The sequence below is a fragment of the Moorella humiferrea genome (genome assembly GCF_039233145.1).
GTDB lineage: Bacteria > Bacillota > DSM-521 > Neomoorellales > Neomoorellaceae > Neomoorella > Neomoorella humiferrea.
In genome coordinates this window covers 1746014-1768164 of the sequence record NZ_CP136419.1, presented here as the reverse complement: position 1 = coordinate 1768164, position 22151 = coordinate 1746014, and the positions used below count along the sequence as shown (strand labels likewise).

The 22151-nt window shown below is 53.7% G+C and carries 24 protein-coding genes; all 24 read left to right on the top strand.

The window, feature by feature from the left end:
• Window positions 1-150: 150 nt before the first annotated feature.
• The 24 genes from ruvC (at window position 151) to MHFGQ_RS09130 (ending at window position 22150) form a co-directional block, all read left to right on the top strand.
• Window positions 151-657 carry a crossover junction endodeoxyribonuclease RuvC gene (gene ruvC / locus MHFGQ_RS09245; RefSeq protein WP_106004235.1) on the top strand — a complete coding sequence of 169 codons (507 nt, stop codon included), beginning with the start codon at window positions 151-153 and terminating at the stop codon, window positions 655-657.
• The gene (ruvA, locus tag MHFGQ_RS09240; RefSeq protein WP_106004236.1) at window positions 654-1247 is read left to right on the top strand and encodes a Holliday junction branch migration protein RuvA; all 594 of its coding nucleotides are present in this window, start codon (window positions 654-656) and stop codon (window positions 1245-1247) included. The genes ruvC and ruvA overlap by 4 nt, the downstream gene beginning before the upstream one ends.
• Window positions 1244-2254, top strand: a complete 1011-nt coding sequence (gene ruvB / locus MHFGQ_RS09235; protein WP_106004237.1) for a Holliday junction branch migration DNA helicase RuvB — start codon at window positions 1244-1246, stop codon at window positions 2252-2254. Before ruvA ends, ruvB begins: the two co-directional genes overlap by 4 nt.
• Window positions 2255-2268: 14 nt before the next feature.
• Entirely contained in the window at window positions 2269-2493 is a 225-nt protein-coding gene (locus MHFGQ_RS09230; RefSeq protein WP_106004238.1) for a DUF2905 domain-containing protein, read from the top strand.
• A gap of 56 nt (window positions 2494-2549) precedes the next feature.
• A complete protein-coding gene (gene sigI, locus MHFGQ_RS09225) occupies window positions 2550-3272 on the top strand; it encodes an RNA polymerase sigma factor SigI (RefSeq protein WP_106004239.1) in 723 nt (240 codons plus the stop codon).
• Window positions 3265-4404: an anti-sigma factor domain-containing protein gene (locus MHFGQ_RS09220; RefSeq protein WP_106004240.1), complete on the top strand. Its 1140-nt coding sequence runs from the start codon at window positions 3265-3267 to the stop codon at window positions 4402-4404. Before sigI ends, MHFGQ_RS09220 begins: the two co-directional genes overlap by 8 nt.
• A 6-nt stretch (window positions 4405-4410) precedes the next feature.
• Complete coding sequence (gene queA / locus MHFGQ_RS09215; protein WP_106004241.1) at window positions 4411-5439, top strand: tRNA preQ1(34) S-adenosylmethionine ribosyltransferase-isomerase QueA; 1029 nt, start codon at window positions 4411-4413, stop codon at window positions 5437-5439.
• Window positions 5440-5457: 18 nt separating this feature from the next.
• On the top strand, window positions 5458-6579 hold the full coding sequence (gene tgt / locus MHFGQ_RS09210; RefSeq protein WP_106004242.1) for a tRNA guanosine(34) transglycosylase Tgt: 1122 nt from the start codon (window positions 5458-5460) through the stop codon (window positions 6577-6579).
• A gap of 85 nt (window positions 6580-6664) precedes the next feature.
• A complete protein-coding gene (gene yajC, locus MHFGQ_RS09205; RefSeq protein WP_106004243.1) occupies window positions 6665-6934 on the top strand; it encodes a preprotein translocase subunit YajC in 270 nt (89 codons plus the stop codon).
• Between the two features lie 6 nt (window positions 6935-6940).
• Complete coding sequence (locus MHFGQ_RS09200; RefSeq protein ID WP_106004244.1) at window positions 6941-7606, top strand: HD domain-containing protein; 666 nt, start codon at window positions 6941-6943, stop codon at window positions 7604-7606.
• Window positions 7607-7689: 83 nt separating this feature from the next.
• Window positions 7690-8976 carry a protein translocase subunit SecD gene (gene secD, locus MHFGQ_RS09195; RefSeq protein WP_245907733.1) on the top strand — a complete coding sequence of 429 codons (1287 nt, stop codon included), beginning with the start codon at window positions 7690-7692 and terminating at the stop codon, window positions 8974-8976.
• The gene (secF, locus tag MHFGQ_RS09190) at window positions 8976-9908 is read left to right on the top strand and encodes a protein translocase subunit SecF (RefSeq protein ID WP_106004245.1); all 933 of its coding nucleotides are present in this window, start codon (window positions 8976-8978) and stop codon (window positions 9906-9908) included. Before secD ends, secF begins: the two co-directional genes overlap by 1 nt.
• 140 nt (window positions 9909-10048) lie before the next feature.
• Window positions 10049-10693, top strand: a complete 645-nt coding sequence (locus MHFGQ_RS09185; protein ID WP_106004246.1) for a TrkA C-terminal domain-containing protein — start codon at window positions 10049-10051, stop codon at window positions 10691-10693.
• 47 nt (window positions 10694-10740) lie between these two features.
• A complete protein-coding gene (locus tag MHFGQ_RS09180) occupies window positions 10741-11871 on the top strand; it encodes a betaine/proline/choline family ABC transporter ATP-binding protein (RefSeq protein WP_106004247.1) in 1131 nt (376 codons plus the stop codon).
• Window positions 11855-12496: an ABC transporter permease gene (locus MHFGQ_RS09175; RefSeq protein WP_106004248.1), complete on the top strand. Its 642-nt coding sequence runs from the start codon at window positions 11855-11857 to the stop codon at window positions 12494-12496. Before MHFGQ_RS09180 ends, MHFGQ_RS09175 begins: the two co-directional genes overlap by 17 nt.
• Before the next feature lie 44 nt (window positions 12497-12540).
• Entirely contained in the window at window positions 12541-13164 is a 624-nt protein-coding gene (locus MHFGQ_RS09170) for an ABC transporter permease (protein WP_106004249.1), read from the top strand.
• Window positions 13165-13238: 74 nt separating this feature from the next.
• Window positions 13239-14111: a glycine betaine ABC transporter substrate-binding protein gene (locus tag MHFGQ_RS09165; protein ID WP_170066117.1), complete on the top strand. Its 873-nt coding sequence runs from the start codon at window positions 13239-13241 to the stop codon at window positions 14109-14111.
• 101 nt (window positions 14112-14212) lie between these two features.
• The gene (locus tag MHFGQ_RS09160; protein WP_106004251.1) at window positions 14213-14698 is read left to right on the top strand and encodes a hypothetical protein; all 486 of its coding nucleotides are present in this window, start codon (window positions 14213-14215) and stop codon (window positions 14696-14698) included.
• Window positions 14699-14822: 124 nt separating this feature from the next.
• Complete coding sequence (locus MHFGQ_RS09155) at window positions 14823-15752, top strand: cation diffusion facilitator family transporter (RefSeq protein ID WP_106004252.1); 930 nt, start codon at window positions 14823-14825, stop codon at window positions 15750-15752.
• A 30-nt stretch (window positions 15753-15782) separates the two neighbouring features.
• Window positions 15783-16103 (top strand): LapA family protein, encoded by a 321-nt coding sequence (locus tag MHFGQ_RS09150; RefSeq protein WP_106004253.1) that lies wholly within the window; start codon window positions 15783-15785, stop codon window positions 16101-16103.
• Window positions 16100-18853, top strand: a complete 2754-nt coding sequence (recJ, locus tag MHFGQ_RS09145; protein WP_170066107.1) for a single-stranded-DNA-specific exonuclease RecJ — start codon at window positions 16100-16102, stop codon at window positions 18851-18853. The genes MHFGQ_RS09150 and recJ overlap by 4 nt, the downstream gene beginning before the upstream one ends.
• A gap of 6 nt (window positions 18854-18859) precedes the next feature.
• Window positions 18860-21013 carry a RelA/SpoT family protein gene (locus MHFGQ_RS09140; RefSeq protein WP_106004284.1) on the top strand — a complete coding sequence of 718 codons (2154 nt, stop codon included), beginning with the start codon at window positions 18860-18862 and terminating at the stop codon, window positions 21011-21013.
• 36 nt (window positions 21014-21049) lie between these two features.
• Window positions 21050-21499, top strand: a complete 450-nt coding sequence (dtd, locus tag MHFGQ_RS09135; protein ID WP_106004285.1) for a D-aminoacyl-tRNA deacylase — start codon at window positions 21050-21052, stop codon at window positions 21497-21499.
• Window positions 21500-21529: 30 nt separating this feature from the next.
• Window positions 21530-22150 (top strand): MBL fold metallo-hydrolase, encoded by a 621-nt coding sequence (locus tag MHFGQ_RS09130; protein ID WP_106004254.1) that lies wholly within the window; start codon window positions 21530-21532, stop codon window positions 22148-22150.
• Window position 22151: the final 1 nt, after the last annotated feature.

Genomic DNA, 22151 nt, shown 5'->3' with positions numbered 1-22151 from the left:
GCTCCCCTCATGGTAATGCTTTCCACACCTTGCTATTAACAGCATCTATTATAACTCTTTCCGGGGGCTTATTAAAACAAATAGTTTTGCCGGTATAAAAAAGGAACTATAATCTTCAACGTCGAATAATTGCCTGGGAGGAGTAAAAGGATGCTAATCCTGGGAATTGACCCTGGTACCGCCATAATGGGTTATGGTTTGATAGAGGCCGGCAACGGCGGGACGTTGCAGGCCTTTGCCTACGGCTGTATTAGGACGCCGGCGGAGTTAAAGACCAGTCGGCGCCTGGTTATGATATACGATCGCCTACGGGAAATAATAAAGGAGCACCACCCGGACATTATGGCCGTGGAGGAGCTGTTTTTTAACAAAAACAGCCGTACGGCCATGGCTGTAGGTCAGGCCCGGGGAGTGGCCATCCTTGCGGCGGCCCACGGGGCCGTTCCCGTCGCCGAGTATACACCCCTGGAAGTAAAGCAGGCGGTCACCGGCTACGGCCGGGCTCCCAAGGAACAGGTGCAGCGGATGGTCCAGACCCTGCTGGGCCTGAAAAACCGGCCGGAACCTGACGACGTTGCCGACGCCCTGGCCGTGGCCATCTGCCATGCCAGCATGGCTTCCTGGCCTCGCCGGAAAACAGGGGTGTGGCGCCAATGATCGGGTACCTGCGCGGGCCGCTTCTCCAGGTAACGGCCGAAGGTATACTATTGGAAACCGGAGGCATCGGCTGGCATGTCCGCACCTCGCCGGCAGAGAATTGGCCGCCGCTGGGAACGGAGGTCGCCGTCTACACCCACCTGGTGGTTAAGGAAGACGCCCTGGAATTGTACGGTTTTACCAGCCCCAAAGGACTAAAGCTCTTTACCCTCCTTCTGGGAGTGGCGGGCATAGGACCCCGGGGAGCGATGCAGATCCTGGCGGCGGCCGATCCAGATAGGCTGGCCCAGGCCATTGTTGCTGAAGACACCGCGTTTTTGACCGCCCTCCCCGGCATAGGGACAAAAAAGGCCAAACGCCTTCTTCTGGAACTAAAGGATGCCCTCTTGAAGGCAGGTTTTGCCGCCACAGTATCGGAAAGGGCCAATAATGATGAAGCCCTGGCTGCCCTTCTGGCCCTGGGGTACGGTCGCGAGGAGATAGCCCGGGTTTTGGCCCGGGTGGAGGCGGAGCTTGGGCCCGGGGCCGACACGGCGGCCGTTGTCCAGGCCGTTTTGAAGATCATGGGTAGGGGAGGTGGAGCGGCTTGACGGTGGAGCGCCTGCTGGCCGGTAACCTGCATCGGGAAGACGAAGAATTGGATGTGAGTTTAAGGCCGCGTTTTTTAGCAGAATATATCGGCCAGCAGCATGTTAAAGAAACCCTCGCCATATTCATCCAGGCGGCCCGGGAACGGGGAGAAGCCCTGGATCACGTTTTGCTTTACGGTCCGCCTGGTCTGGGAAAAACTACCCTAGCCGGTATAATTGCCAATGAAATGGGAGCCAACCTTAGGGTTACTTCAGGGCCGGCTTTGGAACGCGCCGGTGATCTGGCGGCCATCCTTACCAATCTGGAACCGCGGGACGTTTTATTCATTGACGAAATTCACCGCCTGCCCCGTCAGGTGGAAGAGATTCTATACCCGGCCATGGAGGATTTTGCCCTGGACATTATCCTCGGCAAGGGCCCTGCCGCCCGCTCCATTCGTCTGGATCTGCCTCCCTTCACTTTAGTCGGGGCCACCACTAGGGCGGGCTTACTATCTTCGCCCCTGCGGGACCGTTTTGGCATTAATTCCCGTTTGGAATTTTATCGCATAGAGGAGCTGGAGCAAATTATTCTCCGGGCGGCGGCCATACTGCAGGTAAAGATTGAGCCTGAAGGCGCCCGGGAAATTGCCTGCCGGTCCCGAGGGACCCCGCGGGTGGCCAACAGGCTGCTGAAAAGGGTGAGGGATTACGCAGAAGTTCGCGCCGGGGGGATCATCACCCGGGAAGTGGCGATGAAAGCCCTCGAGTTCTTGCAGGTCGACGCCCTTGGTCTGGACAATTCCGACCGTCGCCTGCTGTTAACCCTTATCCAAAAATTTGGCGGCGGCCCCGTAGGCCTTGACACCCTGGCGGCGGCCGTCAGCGAAGAACCAGATACCATCGAAGACGTTTATGAACCCTTTTTACTGCAGCATGGCTTTATCCAGCGAACCCCCAGGGGCCGCATTGCCACCGCCAGGGCTTATGACCATTTGGGTATAAAGCGGCTGGACAGCCTGTTTTAATTGGAGGGAACGTCATGGGTGATTGGAGTTTTTTTGGCAAACTTTTGCTCGGTATGGGTTTGTTTCTCGCTTTGATGGGCCTCGTAGTTTTGTTAATGGGCAAGCTCTTTTCAATAGGTCGCCTTCCCGGGGACATTTATATTCAAAAAGGCAATTTTACCTTCTATTTTCCATTGGTGAGTTCCCTTCTTTTAAGCCTCATCCTGACGATAGTTTTAAATTTAATTTTCCGGCGCTAGATGAATGGGCAAAAAACAGTTATGACCTGCGAAAATTATGAGAGGTGAGGCTACACGTGCCGTCAGAAGCAGATCCCAGCCAGTTGCTGCTAAGGGCGAGGGAGGGGGATACGGGTGCCAGGGAAGAGTTAATACGCCGCTTTACCCCCTTTATCCTGGCCGTAGTATCCCGGGTGACCGGTCATTTTATCCGCCTGGGGGAAGACGATGAAGCCAGCGTCGGCCTGATGGCCTTTAACGAAGCTATAGATAGTTTCCGGCCGGGCGGAGGTGCCAACTTTCTAACCCTTGCCGAAACCATTATTCGCCGTCGTTTAATAGATTATTTTCGCCGCGAAGGGCGTCACCGCCAGGTTTTATCCCTGCACGCCCTTGATAATGAAACGGCGGCCGCCCTCGATTCCCAGGTCGAAGAAGAAATAAATCTGGTCAACGAGCTGGCCGACAGACGCCGGGAGATTGAACGCTATCGGGAAGAGCTGGCCAGCTTCGGTATTACCTTTAAAGATCTGGTAAAGGCCACCCCCCAGCATCGGGACGCCCGCGACCGTGCCCTGGCGGCCGCCCGGGTGGTGGCGGACAATCCCCTATTCCGCCGTTACCTTAAGGAACATAAAGCCCTACCTTTAAAGGCACTGGAACAATCCTTGGACACAAGTCGTAAAACCCTGGAACGCCACCGCAAATACATCATAGCCGCGGCGGTTATGTTAATGGGTGATTATGAATACCTGGCGGATTACATAGGTCACAGTAAAGGAAGTGGTCGGAATGGGTAACCCGGTACGAGGGCTGGTGGTGGCCAAGCAGGGACGTGAAGTGATCGTGTTGACGCCGGAAGGGGAATGGCGCTCTATCCCTTTGGCCGGACCTGTACCGGAAGTTGGGGAAGAAGTCATGCTGCCGCCGGCAAAAAAGGCTTCCAGACGGCAGGTATTGATGGCAGCGGCGGCGGTCATATTACTGCTTGTCCTAGCCCTCCCCCTGGCCCGTCGGGCCATAGTTCCTTCCGTTCCCGTCGTTCCTGCCTATTATGTCGGCATTGACATCAACCCCAGCATCGAGCTGGCTGTTGACGGGGAAGAACGCGTGCTGAGTGCCCGCGGTTTCAACGAAGACGGCGAAAAGCTCCTCGGGGCTGTAGCCTTAAAAAATGAGAAAATCGCCGAGGCCGTCGCCATTTTGACCACCGAGGCGATCCGGCAAGGGTATTACCTTCCCGACCGTAAGGGAACAATGGTGGTAACGGTAAGTCCTGCCGAAGGCAGGGCGGAGGAAGAAAGGGAGGCCGGTGACGCCCTGGGCCAGAAGGTGTCCGAGCGTGCCCGAAATATCCTCCGCCAGGCCGGGGTAGAGGCTGTAGTGGAAACGGCGGTCGTTGACCCGGAAATCCGCAGTCGTGCGGAAGCTTACGGCCTATCACCCGGTAAATACGGCATTCTCCTGGAAGCCCTGGAAGCCGGTCTGCCGGTTACGGCAGACGATTTAAAACAAGAAAGTATCGCCGGTGTACTGGGGCGGTTTGGCGACAATTGGGAAGAACTCCTGCACAGGCTGCACCAGGATCGAGAACTTTTACAAAAGGAGCGGCAGCTGGATGCGGCTTTAAAAAAGGCCCTGGGTAAAAAAGAGGCAAATGAAAATAGTCCCGACACGGCCGCGAGTGGGAAAGATAATGCTTCCGGCAAGGTGGGGCGGGACGGCAACTTAAAGGACAAAAGCCGTGAAACTGGTGAAAATGCCTCCCGGGGACGGCTACAGGAGAACGACGGTGTGGCGAAAGAAACTGCGCCGGAACGGCTTAAAGATGATACAGTTAAGCGTGACGCAGGGCCAGAACCCAAGAAGGCGACCCCAATTAATCCGCCAAGGGATAACAAACAATCACGATCCCATGTTGATAGCAGGTGAGAGATTTTGCGCCTGGAAGACTTTGATTATTATCTACCAGCGGAATTAATAGCCCAAACACCGGTGGAGCCGCGGGATGCCTCGCGGCTCCTCGTCCTGCACCGGGAAAAAGACATGCTAGAACATCGTCATTTCTATGATTTACCAGATTATCTATGTGATGGGGATGTCCTTGTTTTAAACGAAACCCGGGTGCTGCCGGCCCGCCTGTGGGGCCGCCGGGCCGGTACCGGGGCCAGGATCGAAGTCCTTTTGCTTACAAGGCGTACAGGGGATATCTGGGAGACCCTGGTCCGTCCGGCGCGGCGGGTACCGGTGGGTACGGAGATAATCTTTGGTAGAGGGGAATTGAAGGGGCGAGTTATATCCGTAGGCAAGGAAGGAGAGCGGCTTTTGGAGTTTGCCTATGAGGAAGGGCCCTTTGAAGCACTGCTGGAGCGCCTCGGGGAAATGCCCCTGCCCCCATATATTAAAGAAAAACCCGAAAACCCCGGTCGGTACCAGACGGTATATGCCCGGGTAGACGGCTCGGCCGCGGCGCCGACGGCCGGGCTGCATTTTACTCCGCGCCTAATGGAGAGACTTCAGGAAAAGGGCATAAAGCTGGCATATCTCCTCCTCCACGTCGGTTTGGGAACCTTCCGTCCCGTCAAGGTCGAAAACATTGAAGAACACCGAATGCATGCCGAGTATTATGAAGTGACTCCGGAGACGGCGGCGGCCATTAACGAGGCCCGGTGCCGGGGTGGAAGGGTGGTGGCCGTAGGGACGACGGTGGTCCGCACCCTGGAGACGGTGGCCACCTCGGAAGGTGTAATCCGTCCGGGAAAGGGGTGGACGGACATCTTTATTTATCCCGGTTATACCTTTAAGGCCGTCGACTGTTTGATTACCAATTTCCACCTGCCCAAATCGACCCTCATCATGCTCGTCAGCGCCTTTGCCGGTCGGGAAAAAATCCTGGCCGCATACAAAGAGGCCGTAGCGGCGGGGTACCGTTTTTTCAGCTTTGGAGACGCCATGTTGATTTTATAGCGTTAGGGGGAAGTACACTTGCCTCCGGTTACCTTTACCCTGCAAAAAAAAGACCGCAATACCGGTGCCCGTCTGGGGCTTCTGCAAACGCCCCACGGTACCGTTAAAACACCGGTTTTTATGCCCGTAGGCACCCAGGCCACCGTCAAGACCATGACGCCCGAAGAAGTAGCCGAAGTTGGGGCGGAGATAATCCTGGCCAATACCTATCACCTGTACCTCCGTCCCGGGGCCGACGTCGTCCGGGAAGCCGGCGGACTGCATAAATTCATGCACTGGGAAAGGCCGATTCTTACCGACAGCGGCGGTTTTCAGGTCTTTAGCTTGGCCGGTTTAAGGGAAATAAGCGATGATGGCGTCACCTTCCGTTCCCATCTGGACGGATCTACCCATTTTATGGGGCCCAAAGAATCAATGGCTGTACAGGAAGCCCTGGGCTCCGACATTGCCATGGCCTTTGATGAATGCGTGGCCTATCCGGCCGGTCGCGAAGAAGTGGAAGCAGGGGTGAAACGTACCAGCCGCTGGGCGGAAATCTGCCTGGAGGTGCATCAAAGGGAGGACCAGGCGGTTTTTGGCATTATCCAGGGCGGGGTTTTTCCCGATTTACGCCGCCGCAGCGCGCGGGAGATTACCGCCCTTGATTTTCCGGGGTACGGTATAGGGGGGTTAAGCGTCGGGGAACCGAAAGAATTGATGTACAGCGTCCTCGACGAGCTCCAGGAATATCTTCCGGAAAACAAACCTCGCTACCTCATGGGCGTCGGTTCGCCGGACTGTCTCATTGAAGGGGTAAAAAGGGGAGTGGATATGTTTGACTGCGTTCTTCCCACAAGAATCGCCCGCAATGGGACGGTGATGACCACCTACGGCAAGCTGGTGGTGCGCAACGCCGCCTATGCCAGGGATTTTCGCCCCCTGGATCCTGAGTGTGCGTGCTATACTTGTCGCAACTACACCCGGGCTTACATTCGCCATCTCCTTAAAGCCGGTGAAATCCTGGGGTTGAGGCTCACCACCATCCATAATTTGTATTTCCTTTTGAAGTTAATGGAGCGCATTCGGCGGGCCATAGAGGCCAACGATCTAGAAGCCATGGCCGCCGAGTTTTATGCCAAATATAATTCGGGAAAAATTTAGAGCAGGGCAGGTTTTTACCGGGTGGACGTCGAATGTTTAGCAAGGCCAAAATAGTTAAAGATTAAGAAAGGATGGATGTCGTTTCATGCAGCAGTGGGCGGGAACCATATTTTACATGCTGGTTTTCTTTGCCATTTTGTATTTTTTAATGATTCGGCCGCAGCAGAAACAACAAAAGCGGCGTCAGGAAATGTTGAACAGCTTAAAGGTCGACGACCGGGTGGTTCTGGCCGGCGGCCTCCACGGGCGGATTACGAAAATTAAAGATAGAACTATCATGGTCCGCATTGCCGACAAGGTCGAGGTGGAAGTGGACAAGGCCGGTGTCGCTTATGTTCCTGGACAGGAGGAATAGTAGGTATTGGACAGGGTTACCCTGGAAGAGGTAAAAAGAGATCCGGAAGTAGATACGCTGATCGTTCAAGGTAATGAGCACCTCGGTGCCATGGGATTTACCGAACACAGTCACCGCCATCTGAATCTGGTGGCCAGCATAAGCTATAACGTGATAGAACACCTGGGATTCGACCGGCGGACGGCCGAACTGGCGGCCATCGCCGGTTATCTGCATGACATTGGAAACGTCGTAAGCCGGCAGGATCACGGCCAGACGGGAGCCCTGCTGGCTTACCGTATTTTGACCCGCATGGGCATGCCCGTACATGAGGTCGCCGTAATCATGGGGGCTATCGGCAACCATGAAGAAGAATACGGCCAGGCCGTCAATGCTGTCGGGGCGGCCCTCATCCTGGCGGACAAATCGGACGTCCATCGTTCCCGGGTACGCAACAAAGACATCAGCACCTTCGACATTCACGACCGGGTAAATTATGCCGTCAAGCATTCCTTTCTGCGGGTGGAGGCAGCTCGGCGCTCCATTACCCTGGAGCTAAACATCGACCTTTCCGTGAGCACACCCATGGAGTATTTTGAGATCTTTATGACGCGCATGATGATGTGTCGGCGGGCCGCCGCTTTCCTGGACTGCCACTTTGGCCTCATTGCCAACGGGGCGCGCCTGCTGTAGGCAAAAAACATTGACGGATAACTTTTACTAGAGTTATAATAGGTTGTCACATAATCGGATTTTTTCAAGGAGGCAGGAGAGTTTTGGCAGGGGGAAAAAGAGGAGGCGGCCTTCTTAAGGTCGCCGTCGTATTCATTGCCATTCTGGCATTGGGAGTCGGAGCCTTTAAACCCCTGTTGGGGGCCATGAAACTGGGACTGGACCTCCAGGGCGGAGTTTATGTCCTCCTCCAGGCCCAGAGCACGCCGGAACATGCGGTAACGGGCGAAGACATGGCCGCCCTGGAAAGGGTTATGCGCGATCGGGTCGACCAGCTGGGTATAGCTGAACCGGTAATCCAGCGGGAGGGTAGCGATCGCCTGATTATCCAGCTGGCCGGGGTCAGCAACCCGGAAGAAGCCATTAAAATGATTGGCAAAACGGCCATGCTGGAATTTAAGACCAGCGACGGCCAGGTAGTGGTTACCGGTAAAGATTTGAAGGACGCCAAGGCGGTTATCGATCAGCAGACCAGGGAGCCGGAAATTTCCCTGAAATTTAACGCCGAAGGCACTCAAAAATTTGCCGAAGCAACCCAGAAATTAGTTAACAGCTACGGCAGAGGAGATCCCAAGCGGCACATAGCCATTTATCTGGATAACCAGCTTTTGACCAATCCCCACGTTGATGAGGCCATCCCCAGCGGTGAGGCGGTGATCAGGGGCGGCTTCGCTTCCTTCCAGGAAGCGGCTAACTTGGCGGCCCTTTTGCGCGGCGGCGCCCTGCCGGTGCCGGTGCAAATAATCGAACGCCGTACTGTAGGACCGACCCTGGGGGCCGATTCCCTAGCCAAGAGCAAAACGGCTATAATTACCGGCTTAGTATTGATCGCCCTCTTTATGCTTGTTGTTTATCGTCTACCGGGATTGGTGGCCGATTTTTCCTTGATTATTTACGGTTTGATCGTTTTAGGAGTCCTTTGGGCATTAAAGGCAACCCTGACATTGCCGGGTATAGCCGGTCTCTTGCTGTCGGTGGGTATGGCCGTCGATGCCAATGTAATTATTTACGAGCGCCTTAAAGAGGAACTCCGCAACGGCAAAACCCTGCGAGCGGCAGTCGATGCCGGTTTTAAGCGGGCCTTTACCACTATATTCGATTCAAATGCTACCACGGTTTTGGCGGCAATAGTTCTTTATTTTCTGGGGAGCGGCACCGTGCGCGGGTTCGCCATTACCCTTTCCCTGGGTATTGCCGCCAGTATGTTTACGGCTATCACCTTGACGCGTTTCCTGCTGCACCTTGTAATCGGCGTTCCGGCCTTCCAAAGGTTATGGCTTTTTGGCGTTAAAGAAAACCAGATTCCAGTAGCAGCGAGGGGTGAGATTTAATGAGTTTCAATTTTGATTTTGTCGGCAGGCGCAAGTGGTGGTACGCCCTTTCGCTGCTAATAATTATTCCCGGTCTAATTGCCATGGCCTTGCACCGTCCGGTCCTCAATTTTGGCATTGATTTTACCGGTGGTAATATTATTGATGTCCAATTCCAGCAGCCGGTCAGCGCCGGTCAAGTACGCGAGGTGCTGGACAGCCTCGATTTAGGTACCAGCTCTATTCAGGCCACGGGGAATAACGAGTTTTTAATCCGGACTCCGGAACTCAATGAAGAACAGACGGACCGCCTTATTGGCGCCCTGCGCGATAAAATAGGGCAATTGGATTTAAAACGTAACGAAAAGGTCGGCGCTACCATCGGACGGGAGCTGACCATCAAAGGAATCGAGGCCATGGCCATTGCCTGGGTGTTGATGGTTATCTACATTACCATTCGCTTTGAATTTTTGTCCGGGCTGGCGGCCATACTGGCTCTCATTCATGACGTGCTGGTAACTGTGGGACTTTTTGCCGTCTTTCGCTGGGAAGTAGACAGCACCTTTGTGGCGGCCATACTCACGATCATCGGTTATTCCATAAACGATACCATTGTTATTTTCGACCGCATCCGGGAAAACCTGCGCCTGCGCCGGAAGGAAACCATTGAAGAACTGGTGAATCGCAGCATCAACCAGAGCTTGACCAGATCGATAAATACCGTCCTGACAGTAATCATCGCCCTTCTGGCTTTAATGATTTTGGGCGGCGAAACAACCAGGACCTTTGCCCTGGCCATGCTCATCGGCACCATAAGCGGAGCCTATTCATCCATATTTACCGCCAGCCCCTTATGGATAGATTTGCGCAACCTCAGCCGGGAGCGCCACCGCCAGGCGGCGACCTCCAAGGCAGCGACAAAAGCCAAGCCACGAAAAGCCCCTTCCCATTGAGGTGAACTGTGACAACAGGTTGTAGGAAAGCAGGCCTGCCCGCCAAATGGGCAGGCTTATTTTATAATGGGTTTGTGGCATAGGTTGACAGGTGACAACCTATATAATAAAATAAAGTTGGCAGTAAGGAGAGAATAAAAATGTGCGGTGTACAGGGTGAAGAACTGTCCCGTTACGAACAAATTGCGCTTATGATTGCCGGCGAGATAATACGGGGAACTTACAACGAAGGGGAAAAAGTTTCGGGAAGAACCATTTTAGCCGGGCAGTACGGTGTTTCGCCGGAAACTGTAAGAAAGGCCCTAGCCCTCCTTCAAGCGCGGCAGGTGGTCGATGTAGTTCCGGGGAGCGGGGTGATTATCCTTTCCCGCCAGGCCGCCAAAGAGTTCATCGAAGACTTTCATGAACATAATTCCCTTGAGGTTTTGGAGCGCCGTTTGGATAACCTAATCCGGCAGCGCAATAAACTTAACGCGGAGATCGATAAACTGGTTAAAGAAATTGTCCACTTTAAAACAAGCCTGTTGAAAAACATGCAGAATGCTGAAGAGGTCCTGGTTGCCCCGGATTCGCCCCTGGTGGGAAAAAGTGTGCAAGAGGCCCAGTTACGGACAGTTACGGGAGTTATCGTTACCGCTGTTAGGCGCCGGGGCCGCTGGTACGCTTCGCCAGGGACGGAACTGCGACTAAGCCCTGGAGATTTGCTCCTGGTAGTTGGGAAGCAAAAGGCAGTGGAAAGGTTGCGCCGGCTGGCTGAAGGTAAACTTGAGCATCCGGACGGTTAATACCAGGTCTTGATGCCTAGGACAAATCCTGTTGAAAGGAGGACGCCATGCTTACCTTCGAGCACGTCGCAAAAGTATATGACGGCAATCGAATAGCCGTGGCCGATTTTGATCTGGAAGTGGAAGCCGGGGAATTTATTGTGTTAATTGGCCCCAGCGGTTGTGGCAAGACCACCACCTTAAAAATGGTTAACCGCCTTATCGAACCCACCTCCGGGACTATCTACCTTAATGGTAAAGATATCCGGAAACAGAATCCCGTGATGTTACGGCGGCAGATTGGCTATGTTATCCAGCAGATCGCCCTGTTTCCTAACATGACTATTGCCCAGAATGTAGATGTGGTACCTCGTCTATTGGGTTGGCCGACCGAACGCCGGCGGCGGCGCGTCCGTGAATTACTGGAACTGGTGGGTATGGACCCTGATGAATACGCCGACCGGTATCCTTCGGAGCTAAGCGGAGGGCAGCAACAACGCATCGGCGTGCTAAGGGCCCTGGCGGCAGAACCACCCCTCATCCTTATGGATGAACCCTTTGGCGCCCTTGACCCCATTACACGGGAAAACCTCCAGGAGGAATTGAAGGCCCTGCAAGCCAAGCTGCACAAGACCATTCTCTTTGTTACCCACGATATGGACGAGGCCCTGAAACTTGCCGACCGGATTGTAGTAATGAAGGACGGCCACATCGTCCAAGTGGCAGCGCCCGAAGAGCTGCTGCGGCATCCGGCCAACGAGTTCGTGGCATCGTTTATCGGCAAAGAGCGATTGGCTTCCGGGCTGGAATTGCGCACCGTAGAACAGGTGATGATTGGTGAACCGGTGACGGTGCGACCCCATACGGGTATTGCCGAAGGAGTTGCCATCATGCGGCGTAAAAAGGTAGATACGCTGCTGGTTACCGATGCGTCAGGCCAGCTTTTAGGGGCGGTATCTATCGAGGAATTGGACCGCAACTACCAGCGGGCGCACCAGGTACAGGACTTGATGGCGCGCGATGTTCCCACAGTCCTTGAAGGAACACCGGCCCGGGAAGCTTTTGACTTGATTGCCCGGGAGCGACTAGAATACCTGCCGGTAATTGATAAGGAGGGGCGTTTGAAGGGACTGGTTACCAGGACCAGCATGGTCAATGCCCTGGCATCGGTAGTATGGGGGGATGAGGTTAGTGCTTAGCTGGAGAGACTTTCTGGCTGCCAAGGGTTCAAGTATCCTGGCCGCCACCGCTGAACACCTGCTGCTTTCGCTAGGTGCGGTGCTGCTGGGGACCATTATTGCGGTGCCCTTGGGTATTCTGCTCGCCCGCCATCAGCGAGTGGCGGCGGTGGTGCTGGGTATTTCCAGTACTATTCAAACCATTCCCAGCCTGGCGTTTTTTGGTTTTGTTCTGCCTTTTCTCGGTATTGGTGTAGTTCCGGCTATGACTGTATTGTTTCTTTACTCAATTCTCCCTATCCTACGCAACACCTATACCGGCATTCGCGAAGTAAACCCTGCCTACCTGGAAGCCGGCATAGGTATGGGAATGAATCAAAGACAGCTTTTAACCTGGATACAGTTCCCCTTGGCCTTCCCGGTTATCATGTCAGGGATACGCGTGTCTACTGTATATATTATCAGCTGGGCCACCCTTTCAGCTTTAATTGGCGCCGGGGGATTGGGCGATCCAATACTTGCCGGCATCCATACCTATGACGCCAAGCTCATCCTAGCGGGGGCATTACCCGCAGCCATGCTGGCGCTCCTGGCCAGCTGGTTGCTAGGGGCTATAGAGCGCATGGTAACCCCGCGTGGCCTGTGATAGCTGTTTCGCCTTTTGGTAAATAACGGGAAAGGAGGCGAAAGATGAATAGGGTCCTGGCTTTGAGCTGGCAACACCTCAGCCTGTCGGTCATGGGAGTAGCGTTGGCAGCTGCGGGAGGTATCCCGCTGGGGATATTCTTGACGCGGTACCGGTGGTTAGCCAAGCCCATCATGGCATTCATTGAAGTGCTCCAAACAATTCCCAGCCTGGCTATGTTAGCTCTATTGATGATGCTGTTCGGGCTGGGGGATACCACCCTCGTTGTATCTTTGTTCCTTTATTCCCTGTTGCCCATCGTGCGTAATACCTATACGGGGCTGTTAGGAGTAGATACCAGTTTGCTGGAAGCAGGTAAAGGCATGGGTATGACCAGGAGGCAATTGATTTGTCGGGTGCAGGTGCCGATTGCCCTGCCGGTGATCCTGGCCGGCCTGCGTGTAGCCCTGGTGACCGCTATTGGCATTGCCACCATTGGTGTGCTCATCGGCGCGGGTGGACTGGGGACGTTAATCTGGCGGGGTATTCAAACCAGGAACAATTCCATGGTCCTCATGGGAGCTGTACCTGCGGCACTGTTGGCCATTGTTACCGACGGTGTGCTAGCCCTCTTGGAACAGGCGTTGATCCCACGGGGGCTAAAGAAAAAGACTGTAAATGCATTATAATTTTTTTAAGGAAAGGGTGGGATATTTTGCATAAGAAAACTGCACGGGTGGGGGGAAAGTTTTTTGCGTTGGTTATGAGCTTCACCATACTCCTACTTGGCATTGTCGGTTGCGGCGGTGGTCCGGAGGTAAAGGATACGGTGGTGGTGGGTTCCAAGGACTTTACCGAAAATATTATCCTGGGGGAGATAATGGCCCAACTCATTGAAGCCCACACGGACCTGAAGGTTGAACGCAAATTAAACCTTGGCGGTACCCTGGTTAACTTTAACGCCCTTAAAAAAGGCGATTTAGATCTTTATGCTGACTACACCGGTACCGGCCTGGTGGCCATCTTGAAAAAGGATGTTATTAATGACCCCCAGAAGGCCTATGATACCGTCCAAAAGGAATATAACGAGCAGCTCAAGTTGAAGTGGCTAAAACCTTTTGGCTTTAATAACACCTATACCCTGGCAGTACGGGAGGAGGTTGCTCAACAGCGTAATTTACAAAAAATATCCGACCTGAAAAACGTGGCCAGTGAGATGGTATTTGGGGCCGAGCAGGAATTTTTCAACCGCCCGGACGGCTATGACGGCTTAATTGCAACATATGGGCTAAATTTCAAAAGCGCCAAGCAGATGGAAACGGGCCTCAAATATGAAGCCATTGGCAATAAAATGGTAGATATAATCGACGCCTTTTCCACCGATGGCCAATTGATTACCTATAACCTAAAAATCTTGGAAGATGACAAGCACTTCTTCCCGCCTTACTTTGCAGCACCGCTAGTACGTATGGATACCCTTGAGAAGTATCCCCAATTGGAAGAGGTCCTTAACAAGCTGGCCGGCCAGCTAAATGATGATGAAATGCGCCAGCTGAATTACCAGGTGGATGAAGAAAAAAAGGAAGTGGCCCAGGTGGCCAGGGATTTTCTAAAGAAAAAAAGCCTTATCGAATAACTTGATGCTGAATGATCCAGCTATTAAAGTGCCCACCGCTATTTAACCGGTGGGCAATAATATTTAAGCATAGTTAACTACGCCCTGGGGATGCTAAAAATATGGGTTTAATCATACTTTTTGTGGGAGGTCTAACCTGCGCCCTGGCTCTGGCGGTGGGAATGCTCAGGCCCTGGCGGGGCCTGTTGCTTCTCTGGATTTCGGGAGCAGCCCTTGGGCTTTTCGGCCGGGTACCGGGGCTTTCTATTGCTTATGTCACTGGGTCAGTTGTGATGGGAGGCGCTGCTCTGCTGGTAGACGAATTAATTATGCGGCGGTGGAACTCTAGTCATGAAGACGCCTTACAGGCAGGTAAAAAATTGATGACATGCACTTTGGCGGCCCTCATCACGGCAGGAGTTTTTCTTGGACCCTTGTGGGGAGTGCTTGTGGCGGGTATTGTCGGTACCATGGGAGGGACTTATTTTACCGACGTGGGCCAGCCGGCGTCCGGATTGACCCGGGGTGTTTTTTACCTGGGCATACGCGGGGCCGCTTTACTTATAACTGCTGCGCTGCTGACCGGGCGCCTGCTTGGACTTTTTTAATCAGAGCGGCTTGCAGGATGCCGGTTCGCGGTGTAAAATGTAAAAAAGATTGGTAAAAGGGACTTCATCGCTCCCGGATGAAGTCTAATTTTTTAATTTTACCATGACCGGGAGGTCTTGGGCCATGGATATGCGTACAAGGGCCGCCAGGATTTCCATATTATCCAATTCTTTGTTGGTGCTAAGCAAACTGGGCATCGGCTACTGGATGCACTCGGTGAGCATCATGTCGGAGGCCATCCATTCCGGGCTGGATCTGGCAGCGGCGGCTATTGCCTATTTTTCCGTACGCGAAGCCAGCAAACCTGCCGACGCCGAGCACCGCTACGGCCACGGCAAAATCGAAAATATTGCCGGAACCATTGAAGCCCTGTTGATTTTTATGGCGGCTTTATGGATTATTAACGATGCTTTAAAAAGCCTTGTAAGGGGAGGGCATAGCGTCAGTGAACCCCTGACCGGCGCGGCAGTTATGGCCGGGGCCGGCATTATTAATTATTTGGTTTCCAGCTATCTCTTCCGGGTGGCAAAGGAGACGGACTCTATAGCACTGGAGGCCGATGCCTGGCACCTTCGTACTGATGTATATACTTCCTTCGGCGTAATGGCGGGCCTGGCGGCCCTGTACATTACCGGCTTTCATTGGCTAGACCCCGCAGTGGCCCTTATCGTAGCCGCCATGATCATCAAGGCCGCCTATGGCTTAATGAAGGAGGCTCTGTTACCTTTAACAGATGTTAGCCTGCCGGATGAAGAAGAAAAGATAATAAAAGAAATTATAGCGCGCCATGCTGATGAGTATGTAGAGTTTCATAAACTGCGTACCCGCAGGGCCGGCCGGGAACGTCAGGTAGACTTGCATCTGGTGGTGCCGCGCTATCAACATATTGAGTACGTTCATGACCTATGTGAACACATTGGTGACGAGATTAAGGCGGCCCTCCCTTATACCGAGGTTTTAATTCACGCCGAACCGTGTACTAAATCTGCAGACTGCCCGGTGTGTGCCTCCTGTCCGGAGAAGGAAAAAAGCGTCCCAAGGCGAAATGATTAGGGTTGAAACTTTTAACGGGGGAGTTTAAAAATGCAGTTTTTTACCCTGATGGCCATTCTTTTTGCCTTGTTGGTGGCCGTATTCGCCCTCCAGAACGCCGAACCGGTGGAAATTAATTTTCTGTTCTGGCAGTTTCGCCACATCTCCTTGGTGTTGGTGATCCTGGGTTCTGCGGCCTTTGGCGCCCTGGCGGTATTTTTACTAGGAGCGGTAAGGCAGGTGCGCCAGGCCCGGGAGATTAAAGAATTAAAAAATAATCTCAAGAAACTGCAGGAAGCCGGTATCTACTATGAAAAAGAAGCGGCGGCCGGCACAGAGGGAGGCAGGAAGGAAGGGACCGGACGGGCTTGAGTAGTATAGGTTGGACCGAGCCTCCATTAAATGCCGAGAGGTTGGCCCTGGCGCGGGAATTACATATCTCGCCGGTTACGGCGCAAATCCTTTTAAACCGGGGAATAGACACGGCGGCGAAGGCACGGGCCTTTTTGTATCCGGATCCGGTCAACCTCATTTCCCCCGAAGAGCTACCCGGATTGACTGCGGCCGGTGAACGAGTGATTCAGGCCATACAAAAAGGAGAAAAGATTTTAATCCACGGCGATTATGATGTCGACGGCCTGGCGGCCACGGCAATCATACTGGAAACATTGGCGCGTTTGGGAGTTGAAGCCGAAGCGTATATCCCCGAACGCCTCAGTGAAGGTTACGGTTTAAAAGAGAAGGGCTTAAAAAAGGCCCTGGAGTTAAACTGCTCTTTGGTCTTAACTGTGGACTGCGGTATTACCTCCGTAAAAGAAGCCGGCATTGCCCGGGAACAGGGTCTGGACCTGATTATTACCGATCACCACCGGCCAGGGACAAGCCTTCCGGAGGCCGTGGCCGTTGTTAATCCCTGGCTTACACCGGGGCTACCTCCATTATGCGGTGCCGGGGTGGCCTTTAAATTGGCCCAATTTCTGTCAAAGCATTTCCACCTTCCGGCTCCTGATGGGGTTGCCGCCGGCTGGGTCCTGGATCTGGCCGCCCTGGCCACCATTGCCGATGCCGTACCGCTTGTGGGGGAAAATCGACTTTTAGTTCAGCTGGGTTTAAAGGCGATGGCCAGGTATCCTCGCCCCGGCTTGCAGGCTTTGGGCGAGGTGGCGGGTCTGCCCGCCGGGGAGTGGACGGCCAGGGAAGTGGCTTTCGGGATTGTGCCGCGCCTTAATGCCTGTGGGCGTCTGGGCAGCGCCTTCCCCGCCCTGGAAATTTTACTGACTCCCTCCCCTCAGCGGGCGTGGGAACTGGCCCGCCATCTCCAGCAGGAAAACCAGAGCAGGCGTTATATGGAAGAGAGTATTGCCGCTGAAGCCGAAACCATGGCCGTGGCGGCTATGGCCGAAGGGGCGAAGGGGCTGGTTCTGGCGGCAGAGGGGTGGCATCCTGGGGTAATCGGTATTATTGCTTCCCGGCTGGTGGAAAAATATAGATGCCCCGTTGTTTTAATTGCCGTTATGGGCGATAGGGGCCGGGGCTCTGGCCGGAGCCTGCCGGGAATAAACCTCAATGAGATATTTGCCGGGTGCAGTTCCCATCTTTTAGGCTTCGGCGGCCATGCCCTGGCAGGAGGATTGGAAATCGAAAGGCGGCAAATACCGGCCTTTCGGGAAGCATTTGATAGAATCGTGGCGTCGCTTATGGCCGAAGCCCCGCCGATGCCGGAAATAATGCCGGATGCCGCAGTGCTTTTCAGCCAGCTCGATTGGGAACTCTTGAGGGAGCTGGAAAGCCTGGCTCCCTTCGGCGAAGGTAATCCCCCTCCCCTTTTGGTCTACAACAACGCCAGGATAAAGACGGCACGCCAGGTGGGGAATGGCGGCGCCCATTTGAAATTGACGCTTTCAGGAGAAGGCAGGCAAATGGAAGCCATTGGCTTTAACCTCCAGTTGCCGCCGGAAGTATCCCCCGGGGATCGGGTGGATCTGGCTTTTTACCTGGAACGCGACAATTACCTGGGAAAGGAAGGACTGCGCCTTTCCCTGGCGGCCCTTCGGCCCTCCCAACCTGTGCCGCTGGCGACCTGGTCGTATAAGGAGCAGGTTGCGGCCACCGCAACGGCCACCTGCTCCACCTGGCCACGGCAGCTGACAGATGCTCTGGCCGCCGCACCGGTTGCGCGCATCATTTTGGCTAACAGTTCTGCCGTCCGCCAGTGCTATAATGGTTTGAAACGCTGGGAAGGTACGGAAAATAATTTCCTGCCCATACCTCCCTGGATTGGAGGTAAAAGTCTTAACAGGCTTTTAAACGAAAGGCGCTCCCTCATTACCTGTCACCCCTTTTGGTCTTTCGAGGCTGTTCGTGGCAGGGAAGCCTCGGTGGTTTCCTTTCTGGTGCAGGGAATCGAAGAAAAGCGGTCGTTAATAAAGCTTCAACCCCGGTGCGCCCCGGAACAGTTGATGTTGTTCCGGGAACCTTTACCCCTGCTGATGGGGCTTTTGGCCGAGGGCCAAAAGGTTCTTCTATATGAAAGGGACGGGGTGCAGATGGTTGAGGCGGCTAAAAGGTTACGGGGAGAAGTGAAGGATGTGAGTGTGGCCGTGGATGCCTTTTCCGACCCCCGTCACCTCCTGCTGGCCAGGGAAGAGGCCTTGAGCGGCCGTATGCCCCTCCTGATTGCCAGAAGGGAAGTGCCGGCGTGGTTTTATCCCGCCGACGCCGTCGTTTTTAATTATTTTCCCGACAGTCTTGAGGAAGTGGAACTGGCCCTGCCGTTGGTTGAAAAAACGCCCAGAGTATATATCCGTACTCTGGAGGAGGATTGGCGGCCGACAGACTGGCGCAGGGAACTCATATTTTTTTACCGGCAGCTCAAGATAGGGACTGGCAACGGCAGCAGGCTTTACATAATGAATAATAAGGGTTATCATTTACGATGGTATCTGGCTATTTTTGAAGAGCTCGGCCTTATCCAAGTAGAAAATCAGGGAACCGACTTGGCCATAAAACTTATACCGGTAACCGGCAGGACTAATTTAATGGATTCCCGCCGTTACCGCCAGCTCCTGGCGGAAACGGAAATAAGCAGACAGTTTTATCGGCAAATTGCAGGAGGGAGGTGATTGTTCGTGGACCTGGAGGAACTGAAACAACAGATCAAAAGTTATCAGCCGGACGCGGATCTGAAACTTTTAGAAGATGCCTATCAGTTTGCCGCCGTCGCCCATCGGGGACAGAAACGCCGTTCCGGTGAAGATTATATTACCCATCCTTTGAACGTAGCTGCCATTCTGGCAGAGCTCCAGCTTGATGTGGTTACCCTGGCGGCAGCCCTCTTACACGATGTGGTGGAAGATACCCCCATCAGCCTGGACACTATCAAAGAGCTTTTCGGTGATGAGGTGGGCCTGCTGGTCGACGGCGTCACCAAACTCAGCCGCCTGGAATGTAAGACGAAAGAGGAACAGCAGGCGGAAACGCTGCGCAAGATGTTCCTGGCCATGGCCCAGGACATCCGCGTCATTTTGATTAAACTGGCCGACCGCCTGCATAACATGCGCACTTTAAAGCATCATCCCCCGGAAAAGCAAAAGGAGATTGCCAGGGAAACCCTGGAAATATTCGCACCCCTGGCTCACCGCCTCGGCATTTTCCGTCTGAAATGGGAACTAGAGGATCAGGCCCTGCGCTACCTTGAACCGGAGCGCTACTACGAACTGGTAAACAGCATCAACATGAAGCGCAGGGAGAGGGAAGAATACATTCAGCAGGTGGTAAATATCTTAGGTGAAAAATTGGCCGAGGGGGGTATTAAGGCCGATATCCAGGGGCGGCCGAAGCATTTTTACAGCATTTATAATAAAATGGTAAAACAAGGAAAAGAGTTAAGCGAGATATACGACCTCATTGCCGTAAGGGTTATAGTCGACAGCGTCAAGGACTGTTATGCGGTGTTGGGCTTGGTTCATGCCCTGTGGAAACCCATTCCCGGCCGCTTTAAAGATTATATTGCCATGCCCAAACCCAATATGTACCAGTCCCTGCACACCACCGTTATCGGCCCGAACGGGGATCCCTTTGAAATACAGATTCGTACCTGGGAAATGCACCGTACGGCCGAATACGGCATTGCCGCCCACTGGCGTTATAAAGAAGGGGGCGGTACTTCCGACCCGGATTTTGAAAAAAAGCTGACGTGGCTGCGGCAGCTTTTGGATTGGCAGCGGGAAATGCGCGACCCCCGGGAGTTTATGGAATCCTTAAAGATCGATCTTTTTTCCGACCGGGTCTACGTATTTACTCCCAAAGGCGACGTGGTAGAATTGCCGGCCGGGTCGGTACCCATAGATTTTGCCTACCGGGTTCATACCGATATAGGTCACCGCTGTACCGGGGCCCGGGTTAACGGACGTATTGTGCCCCTGGATTATAAATTAAAAACCGGGGACATTGTGGAAATTATAACCACCAAGGGCAGTCGTCCCAGCCGCGACTGGCTGCACATCGTCAAGACTTCCCAGGCCAAAAACCGCATTCGTCAGTGGTTTAGAAAGGAGGAGCGGGACAACAACCTGGCCAGGGGAAGGGAAATGCTGGAGAAAGAATGCCAGAAACAGGGCCTTGATCCGGAGGAAACGTTAAAGCCGGCTTTGCTCCAGGAAGCAGCCCGCCGGTTTAATGTGGTAAGCCCTGAAGAGCTGTATGTTTTAGTGGGGGAGGGGCAGCTAACTCCCGCCCAGGTACTGGGACGGATGAAAGGAGAAGAAGAAAACTCTCAGGTGGAAGTTCTTAAAACGGCCGTCAAACCGTGGCAGGGCCATGTTAGGACTTCCGCCGGCATCAAAATAAAAGGAATGGACAACCTGGATATCCGTCTGGCCCACTGCTGCAACCCCCTTCCGGGCGACGCCATTCTGGGCTATATAACCCGCGGGCGGGGTGTTAGCGTTCACCGGAGTGATTGCCCGAACCTCCATCACCACCTCACGACGGAAAAGGAGCGCATTATAGAGGTGGCCTGGGAAGATACTCCCGACGCCACCTACCAGGTGCATATCGAAGCCCTGGCCCTGGACCGACCGAACCTGGCCATGGACATCATGGCCGCCGTAACTGATACCAAGACGATAATCAATTCCGTCCATGCCAGGGCCACCAGAAATGATCAGGCTCTGGTAGACTTAAAAATTGAAATTAGAAGTCTAGAACATTTAAATTATATAATGGATAAAATACGCCGCATCCGCGATGTAATGGAAGTCAAAAGGGTAATTCCAGGATAAAGGCTTTTGTGTTAAACTGGAAGGCAGGTGACGAGCATTAGGGCGGTTGTTCAGCGCGTTAAAAGGGCACGGGTCACGGTAGAAGGCCAGGAAGTTGGGGCCATAGGTCCGGGATTGTTAGTTTTTTTAGGCGTCGCCCGTGGAGATGACGAACGGGACGTGGCCTATATGGCCGATAAAGTAGCCAATTTGCGGATCTTTGCCGACGGGGAAGGCAAAATGAATTTATCGGTACGCGATACCGGGGGGGAGGTCCTCGCGGTCTCCCAGTTCACCCTTTGCGGGGACTGCCGTAAAGGACGGCGCCCTAGTTTTACCGAAGCGGCCCCCCCAGAATTGGCCCGAAAACTATACCAGGAATTTATTGCCTCTCTCAAGAGCTATGGGGTTAAGGTGAATACCGGCCGTTTTCAGGCAGAAATGCTCGTTTCCCTGGAAAACGACGGCCCGGTAACCATGTTACTGGATAGCCGCAGGTTGTTCTAGCGACGCAATATTGCGGGAAGGAGTTGCCATATGTTTTTAAAGACCCTGCTGGTTGGCCCGCTGGGGACCAACTGCTATCTACTGGGATGCCGGGAAACAAAGGAAGGCGCTGTAATCGATCCGGGGGCTGAAGGGGAGCGTATCCTCGCCGCCGCCCAGGAAGCGGGGATAAAAATAGCCTATATAATCAATACCCACGGCCATATAGATCATATCGGCGCCAACGGCACCATAAAAGAAGCCACCGGCGCCCCCGTCCTAATCCATAAAGACGACGCCCCTTACCTGACGGAACCGGGACGCAACCTTTCTCTGTTCATGGGCAGCCGGGATAAAAGCCCCGAGGCCGATCGTTTTTTAAAAGAAGGAGACACCATAAATATCGGTCGTACCATCACCCTGACGGTGATTCATACGCCGGGACATACGCCGGGGGGTATTTGTTTAAAAGGAGAAGGCTTGATTTTTACCGGAGATACCCTCTTTGCCGGGTCTATCGGCCGTACCGATTTACCAGGCGGCTCCTATAACCAATTAATCAATGCCATCAAAGAAAAACTCTTTGTCCTTGATGACGACTTGAAAATCTATCCCGGCCACGGCCCGTCGTCCACCATCGGCGCCGAACGGGTCGATAATCCCTTCTTTTAAT